We start from the raw sequence: 6,807 nt of genomic DNA on the forward strand, positions 1-6,807 counted from the left end.
GAACACCGCGTCCCCCCTCACTGTCGCCTCGACGTTGTAGCCGGAACTCTGAAACAAAAAGTTTGCGACACATCCCTCCGAACTGGTGGCTTGCTCTTCCGTCGAAGGTGATGTCCGTTTTCTCCGGGGGCTGGGTCTGTACGGCCACAAGCCGCATGTCATCCGGTACCATGGAGCCGATCCTTCGTGATGATCTGAAAACCATGGGACAGCGGACGCTTGCAGGGAGGTTTGCCTCAGCCCTGCATCTGGAGCAGTGACATCACGCCTTTCATCACGTTCGTGCGATGTGGGATGCGGCGAACTGGTCTGGAAGGGTCAGTCGTCTATGCTGTCATTCAGTGATCCACGCCTGGTGTTCTGCATGAGCCACCGTACTGTCATTGATCCTGATCGACGCTCTTTTCTGATCAAGGCGGCCGTCACATCAGCCTCCGTTATCATCCCGCGGAGCCTGGTCGCGGCCGAGCTTGTCCCGACACCAGGACAGACGGAGGGGCCCTTCTACCCAGTCGAGTTCCTCCCTGACATGGACAATGACCTTGTCCGTGTCACGGGCCAAGCCGCTCAGGCTCTGGGACAGGTGGTCCACGTGTCTGGGCGGGTGCTGGACACCCGCGGGCAGCCGAAGCCCGGCAGTGTGGTCGAGATCTGGCAGTGTGATGCCAATGGCATCTATCGCCATCCGCGTGCGGGAGGGCAGGGCCGCATCGACCATGCTTTCCAGGGCTATGGCCGCACCCAAGTGGATGAACAGGGCAGATATCGGTTCCGCACCATAAAACCCGTGCCGTATCCCGGGCGGACCCCCCACATCCACTTTGCCGTGCATTTGCCGGGGCAGGGACGTCTGGTTACCCAGATGTACATTGAGGACGAACCCCTCAACGCACGGGATGGCGTCCTCAGCCGTATCCGTGACCCTCAGGCCCGCCGCAGCGTGATCGTTCCCTTGGCTTCTGGGCAGGTCTCTGAGCCCGGCGCGCTCCAAGGACGCTTCGATATTGTCGTGGCAGTTTAGATCTGGTGCTCTCGCCTAGCGCGTCACCCAGACAATAAGCCGAGTATCTGCTCAAGCAGGGAGCACTGTACGCTTCTAAGGGCAGGGCATCTTCTGCTTCGATCCGCAACAGGATACTCAGGCATCATCACTGTGGCTGGTCAGCCAAAAGGCTGTGGGTGTGACAGCAATCGGGGCGGACTCGACCTGTAAATAATCAGCAATCCACCACTCAAGCCAAGTAGCAGCCACTGCGGCATCATCGATTACCTTTCATGCCGGCTCAACAGAAGGTCCTTGGCTTGGTTCACCCGCGCGGCGAGATAGGTCGAGCCGCCTTGATCCGGATGGAGCTTCTTCATCAAGGAGCGGTGAGCCTGTCGGATCTGATCGGGGGTGGCCCCTGGTTGGAGATCCAGGATCCGGTAGGCTTCCTCCGGATTCATGACACCCGATGTGGGCTGAGCGGCTGCCCGGCGCTGCTCCTCGTTCTGAGTATCTTCACGCCAGTGAGGAAAACAACGGTCGAGGTAAGCCTCGAGAAGACGTACGCCGTCCGGATCGCCGGCTTGGCACTCCGTCAGCAGATCCCGCAGGCGAGCCTCATCCAGTGACCCGAGTTGCTGCCCGGCGAAAGTACCGGCAAGCACGGAGCCCTCCATCTCGCCGGTGTCGTGATCAAGCGTCATCTCAATCAGTCCCGAGCGGACGCGCGAAGTACTGCCGGAGGTCCGCTGCGAGCGTGTGCCAAGACCAGGGACGGTGAAGCGGCTCCACCCGAGGAGCCAGGCTCCGAGACTTCCGGTCAGCAGGGCCATGTCGACCCGCCCCCGCACCGCAAGCAGGCCCGCCAAGCCCAACGACAGCACCCCACCGGTGATTTTAAGAAATTTCGCCAGAGTAGCAGGGTTCGCATGCGCGAAGTTGCTCAAGAAGAACCAGAGGACCGTGACGGCCGCGATGCCATACAGCAGCATCACGGCTTACGCTCATTGATGGTGGTGAGCAGGGCATGGGCCTGCGCGTTGCTGGCGGACAGCCGGGCAAGTCCCTCGACGCCACTGGTCGCATAGGTGGCTGCGGCACGCAGGAGTTCGGACAGCGTGTGGGGGGCTCCTGCATCGAACCGCGCATAGGCTCCGCCGCTCAGGCGGGCGATCTCCTGAAAGGCGCGGGCCGCATCAGGATCATGCCCCTCGTGGAACATGAAGGCTTTTGCTCCGAGGAGACCGAGTTCGCCTGCGACGGCACAGAGATCGTCGATTGGCTCCTCCATGGCGTCGCCAACGTAGACGAGCACTTTCACTGGAGTTTGGCTCGCCTCAGTGCGGACATGGCGGAGCACCCGCCCGATCTGGGTTTGACCACCCTGGCGGTTGATCTTCGTCATGAGCTCGGTGAGAGCCCGCGGATCCGCGACCCAGCGGGAGGCGCGGCACTCACCGAAACCTCGGAAGTAGACCAACTGTACTGAGAGGCCGCCGGCCTCGCTGGCCGCAGCGAACATCTCGCCCTGGACCCGGCAGGCGAGATCCCAGGTGGGCTGCCGGCTCATGGTGGCATCAAGCGCGAACACGAGCCGCGCCCGGGGCGCATTGCCGGCCAGTGGCCCAAGGCGCTTGGCCTCCGCCAGGAACGAGTCAACCATTGAAGCCGGACTGCCAGCAGTTGTGGGTGGTCGTGTGAGATCCTTCTTGTCAGCCATTACATCTCCCTCTCCAAAGATGTGGGGCTTGGGGGAGCGCCTGTAAATCCGGATACGGAGGCATAGCGCGGCAGCTCCAGGTTGCGAGACCTGCGAAGATAGGGAGAACATGCAGGACAAATGCTCGATGTATTAGGCGCTGAAAGCGGTGCGGAACACCCTCACCAGAGGGATCATGGGCCGTCACATATGGCAATTGTCGGAACTAGGCCGAATGTCCGCTTGAGACGCAAACATCGGACGTTCCTCAAGAGCAGTGAATTTCTTCGTTTGACCCGGACCGGACTCTCCGCAGACGCCGTGATGCTCTGCTCAGGCGGTTTGTAGTGTCTGAATTAAGGTATGGGCAAAGCTCTCGCTGGCGGGCGGAAGTGTCCGCTCCGCCTTCTTAATGATCGAGATCTCCCGGGTAAATCGTCGGTCATCTACAGGACGCGAGCGCAAGGTCTGCTCAGCTCGGACCTCCATTGCAGACCCGGGCAGAATGGCAGCCCCTAATCCCGCCCGCACCATGCCCACCGCGGTCGACATATACGTCGCTTCAGCGGCAACGATCGGCAGGCGACCGGCCGCAAGGAACGCTGCATCCACCACTGACCGCACGCTCGTGGCCGGATGCATCAGAATAAGCGGATGAAGGGTCAAGGCCTCCACATCAACCTGTTCCATGTCCCCAAACGAATGTCCGACCGGGTAGACAACGTGCATGTGATCCTGCGTCGTGTGCAGCACTTCGAAATCAGGATCAACGATCCGGCCGCCTGTTAGCCCAAGGTCGACCTGCTCTTCACGGATCTGGGCAACGACTCCGCTCGCGATCACGTCGTGGATCACGAACGAGATCTTCGGGTTTGCCTCCCGGAACTGTGCAATGATCTCCGGCAGGACACCAGAGGCAAACGACGGCAGGGCGGCAAGCCGAACGATCCCGTGCCGCAGGGCAGCCACATCCCTCGCCTCGGCCACAATAGCGTCGAGGTCCCTCAGGATGCGCTGCAACGCCGGGACGAACTCCCGGCCCATCCTTGTGAGGGACACCGTTCGAGTGTTGCGGTCGAACAGGCGCACCCCAAGGGCTTCTTCAAGATTGCGGATCTGCACCGTGAGCGCCGGCTGCGAGACGTTCAGGAGGCTGGCGGCGCGTGTGAAGCTGCCGAGCTGAGCGACGGTGACGAAGGCGCGGATCTGGCGGAGGTCAGGATTCATAACCTCAGCCTATTACTGTGATCCAATCATTTCAATTGTGTGATCACTAGGGTCGGCGTCTAATGCGTGCGAGAGCCGGAGAGACCCATGAGGCAGATCAGGATCGGCGCAGGCGCAGGTTACTCGGGTGACAGGATCGAGCCGGCCATCGAGCTAGCTGAGAAGGGCGACCTTCAGTATCTGGTGTTCGAGTGCCTCGCTGAGCGCACCATCGCTCTGGCCCAGCAGGCTAAGCTCAGGGATCCCGCTGCCGGCTACGACCCGCTTCTGCCGGAGCGGTTTCGCGCGGTTCTTCCGCTCTGCCATGCCAAGGATATCCGGATCGTCACCAACATGGGGGCGGCTAATCCGCAGGCTGCGGCCGAACGAACCCGGGCCGTTGCCCAGGAGCTTGGCCTCACGGGCCTCAAGATTGCGGCCGTCACTGGCGATGACGTCCTGCCCTATCTGTCCAACGGCCACTACCGCATTGAGGAAACAGGTGCTGCCGTTGCTGACGTTGGAAACCGCGCCGTGTCAGCTAATGCTTATATTGGGGCGCAGTCCATTGCCGAGGCGCTTGCCAACGGCGCGCATATAGTCATCACCGGCCGGGCTGCCGATCCCTCACTCTTCGCCGCCCCGCTAATCCATGAGTTCGGCTGGAGCTTGAATGATTTCCATCGGCTCGGCCAAGCCACACTGATTGGGCATCTTCTCGAATGTGCCGGGCAGGTAACGGGAGGATACTTCGCCGATCCCGGCTACAAGGATGTTCCCGACCTTGCCCGTTTGGGTTTCCCCATCGGCGAAGTCAGTGAGGACGGCTCCGTCGTCATCACGAAAGTAGCGGGCTCCGGGGGGCGGGTCACGCCCGCCACGTGCAAGGAGCAGATCCTCTACGAGATTCACGACCCCGCCCGATATCTTACCCCAGACGTGATCGCCGACTTCTCAAACGTTACCGTCGAGGAGGTCGGATCTGATCGGATCCGCATTCAAGGTGCCTCTGGCGGCCCCAGGCCCGAGACCCTGAAGGTGTCCATCGGAACAGTCGAAGGCTTCGTTGGCGAGGGGCAGATCTCCTATGCCGGACCTGGCGCCCGCGCCCGCGGCGAGCTGGCGCTCGACATCGTTAGGGAGCGCCTTAACCTCACCGGTGTCAGCACCTCCGAGCTGCGCTTCGATCTCATCGGCGTCAACTCTCTGCACGGAGACAGGCTTTCCGGAAACAGCGGCGCCCATGAGCCCTACGAGGTCCGCATCCGCGTCGTGGGGCGTACCGACAGCCTTGCCGAGGCCGTGCGGATCGGCAACGAGGTCGAGACCCTCTACACGAACGGACCTGCCGGTGGGGGAGGCGTGACGAAGTCAGCCCGCGAGGTGGTCGGCATTCTCTCGACCTACATCCCGCGCCACCTCGTACGCCCCACCGTTCACTACGTGGAGTGTTGAGATGAAGCTTCGCCAGATCGCCCACTCCCGCACCGGCGACAAGGGCAACACGTCCAGCATCTCGGTGATTGCATTCGATGAGCAGGACTACCCGCTGCTGCTGCGGCACATTACGCCCGAGCGCGTCAAAGCTCATTTCGGCAACCTCGTGGCCGGTGAGGTGATCCGCTACGAGATCCCGAGCCTCGGCGCCCTGAACTTCGTCCTGCGCCAGGCGCTCGGGGGCGGCGTGACCCGCTCGCTGATCCTTGACACCCACGGCAAGAGCCTGAGCTCTGCCCTGCTCGATCTTGAGCTTCCCGACGATCCCTACACACACGAAGCGCCAGCCCAAGGCGACGCCTGACAACCATCCCCTGGAGGAGACAACCCATGAGAGTGAAGACCTGGACTGCTGCTACCGTAGCTCTTGCCGGAACCATGCTGGCAGCCTTGCCTGCCCTGGCGCAGACCTATCCTGCACGCACTATCAAGTTCATCGTCCCGTTCGCCGCCGGCAGCGCGACGGACGCTCTCGCCCGCATCGTGGGCGAGCATGCCTCCAAGACGCTGGGGCAGTCCATCATCATCGAGAACATGGCCGGCGCGAATGGCAACCTAGCCGCCCAGAACGTGGCCAGAGCCGAGCCCGACGGGCACACCGTGCTGATCACCACGAACACGACACACGGCGCCAACCAGAGCTTGATGAAGAACGTGCCGTACGATGCCATCAACAGCTTCGAGCCGGTGACGAAGCTCGGCACCATTACGCTCGCACTGATCACGAACCCATCTGTTCCCGCCAAGAACGTCCAGGAACTAATTGCCCACGCCAAGGCAAAACCAGGCGAGCTCACCTTCGGCTTCGGCTCCAGCTCATCGCGCATTGCCGGCGAGATGCTGAAGTCCCTGGGTGGCGTCGACATCAGGGGCGTGCCGTACCGCAGTAACCCGCAGGCGATCACCGACCTGCTCGGCGGGCAGATCAACATCGTCTTCGCCGACATCTCGACCACACTGCCGCAGGTGAAGGGCGGCAAGGCAAACGGACTTGCAGTCTCGACCGCCAAGCGCAGCCCACTGGCTCCGGACTTGCCGACCATGGAGGAGGCGGGCGTGAAGGGCTACGACCTTGCCGCTTGGTTTGCCGCCTTCGTGCCCGCCAAAACGCCAAAGCCCGTGGTCGACAAGCTGCGTGAGGCACTGGTGGCAGCGGTCAACGACAAGACCACCCAAGACAAGCTTCTCACTGCCGGCATTGAGCCGGAGGCCAGCACGCCGGAGGAACTGAAGGCGTTCGTCGGTACTGAGATCAAGAAGTGGGCCGACATCGTTAAGGCCGCAGGCATCCAGCCGGAGTGAGTGGTCAGCGGGTCTGAACGAAGAGATAAGCCATTTCCGAGGATTGTGTCGCAAATTTGGAGAGGGGACGCGAAAGGCTCAATCGCTCGGTAGAGCGCTCACGCGGCAAGCAAGTGAA

General features: G+C 61.9%; 7 protein-coding genes. 4 read left to right on the forward strand and 3 right to left on the reverse strand.

Annotated elements, in window-relative coordinates; translation table 11 throughout:
* Positions 1–364 precede the first annotated feature (364 nt).
* Entirely contained in the window at positions 365–1,021 is a 657-nt protein-coding gene (locus tag JQC81_RS31600; protein ID WP_203275729.1) for a dioxygenase family protein, read from the forward strand.
* A gap of 245 nt (positions 1,022–1,266) precedes the next feature.
* Here the strand turns inward: JQC81_RS31600 and JQC81_RS31605 are convergent, their stop codons facing one another.
* The 3 genes from JQC81_RS31605 to JQC81_RS31615 form a co-directional block, all read right to left on the reverse strand.
* On the reverse strand, positions 1,267–1,977 hold the full coding sequence (locus tag JQC81_RS31605) for a DnaJ domain-containing protein (protein ID WP_203275735.1): 711 nt from the start codon (positions 1,975–1,977) through the stop codon (positions 1,267–1,269).
* Positions 1,977–2,705 carry a vWA domain-containing protein gene (locus JQC81_RS31610; RefSeq protein WP_203275730.1) on the reverse strand — a complete coding sequence of 243 codons (729 nt, stop codon included), beginning with the start codon at positions 2,703–2,705 and terminating at the stop codon, positions 1,977–1,979. Before JQC81_RS31610 ends, JQC81_RS31605 begins: the two co-directional genes overlap by 1 nt.
* A 312-nt stretch (positions 2,706–3,017) precedes the next feature.
* A complete protein-coding gene (locus JQC81_RS31615; RefSeq protein ID WP_203275731.1) occupies positions 3,018–3,911 on the reverse strand; it encodes a LysR family transcriptional regulator in 894 nt (297 codons plus the stop codon).
* Positions 3,912–3,998: 87 nt separating this feature from the next.
* Here JQC81_RS31615 and JQC81_RS31620 point away from each other — a divergent pair, with 87 nt between their 5' ends.
* Genes JQC81_RS31620 through JQC81_RS31630 form a run of 3 tightly spaced genes read left to right on the forward strand, consistent with a single transcriptional unit; the run spans position 3,999 to position 6,689 of the window.
* The gene (locus JQC81_RS31620) at positions 3,999–5,345 is read left to right on the forward strand and encodes an acyclic terpene utilization AtuA family protein (RefSeq protein ID WP_203275732.1); all 1,347 of its coding nucleotides are present in this window, start codon (positions 3,999–4,001) and stop codon (positions 5,343–5,345) included.
* 1 nt (position 5,346) lies between these two features.
* Positions 5,347–5,691 carry an AtuA-related protein gene (locus tag JQC81_RS31625; RefSeq protein WP_203275733.1) on the forward strand — a complete coding sequence of 115 codons (345 nt, stop codon included), beginning with the start codon at positions 5,347–5,349 and terminating at the stop codon, positions 5,689–5,691.
* A gap of 26 nt (positions 5,692–5,717) precedes the next feature.
* Positions 5,718–6,689 (forward strand): Bug family tripartite tricarboxylate transporter substrate binding protein, encoded by a 972-nt coding sequence (locus JQC81_RS31630; protein WP_203275734.1) that lies wholly within the window; start codon positions 5,718–5,720, stop codon positions 6,687–6,689.
* Positions 6,690–6,807 lie beyond the last annotated feature (118 nt).

It is taken from the genome of Microvirga arabica (genome assembly GCF_016811235.1).
Classification (GTDB): domain Bacteria; phylum Pseudomonadota; class Alphaproteobacteria; order Rhizobiales; family Beijerinckiaceae; genus Microvirga; species Microvirga arabica.

Coding starts and splice junctions, on each gene's coding strand:
- JQC81_RS31630 (WP_203275734.1), top strand. CDS start 5,718: ATGAGAGTGAAGACCTGGACTGCTGCTACCGTAGCTCTTGCCGGAACC.
- JQC81_RS31620 (WP_203275732.1), top strand. CDS start 3,999: ATGAGGCAGATCAGGATCGGCGCAGGCGCAGGTTACTCGGGTGACAGG.
- JQC81_RS31605 (WP_203275735.1), bottom strand. CDS start 1,977: ATGCTGCTGTATGGCATCGCGGCCGTCACGGTCCTCTGGTTCTTCTTG.
- JQC81_RS31600 (WP_203275729.1), top strand. CDS start 365: ATGAGCCACCGTACTGTCATTGATCCTGATCGACGCTCTTTTCTGATC.
- JQC81_RS31625 (WP_203275733.1), top strand. CDS start 5,347: ATGAAGCTTCGCCAGATCGCCCACTCCCGCACCGGCGACAAGGGCAAC.
- JQC81_RS31615 (WP_203275731.1), bottom strand. CDS start 3,911: ATGAATCCTGACCTCCGCCAGATCCGCGCCTTCGTCACCGTCGCTCAG.
- JQC81_RS31610 (WP_203275730.1), bottom strand. CDS start 2,705: ATGGCTGACAAGAAGGATCTCACACGACCACCCACAACTGCTGGCAGT.